Origin of the sequence: Xenorhabdus sp. KK7.4 (assembly GCF_963876465.1) — a bacterium.
GTDB lineage: Bacteria > Pseudomonadota > Gammaproteobacteria > Enterobacterales > Enterobacteriaceae > Xenorhabdus > Xenorhabdus stockiae.
Genome location: NZ_CAWNQF010000052.1, coordinates 1 through 343, shown reverse-complemented (window position 1 = coordinate 343; position 343 = coordinate 1). Strand labels below are relative to the sequence as shown.

The window sequence follows — 343 nt, the reverse complement described above, 5'->3', positions numbered from 1 at the left end:
CCATAATTCCCATACGGAGAAATCGAAGGCAAAAGAGTGGAACAGCGTCCAGATATCGTTGTTATCAAACCGGAACCTCGCCTGTGTCGCTGCCAGCAGTCGGGTGACATTGGTATGTTCTACCATCACGCCTTTAGGCTGGCCGGTGGAGCCGGAGGTATAAATCACATACGCCAGATGGTGTGGAGTGAGCCCCTGCATGGCGGCCACCGGATTGGTGTCAGGCTGGTTCGCCAGCACGGATGAGGGCAGATCATCCAGTCTGACCATCGGTAATGCAAACTCCCCAACGCTGTCGCCCAGTGTTGTTTGCGTCAGCAACACCACCGGTTCGGCATCGGCC

General features: G+C 56.3%; 1 protein-coding gene. It reads right to left on the bottom strand.

The features are described 5' to 3' along the window. Positions 1 to 343, bottom strand: a 343-nt coding sequence (locus AACS90_RS05620; protein WP_153043722.1) for an AMP-binding protein, incomplete at both ends; no start/stop codon positions are given.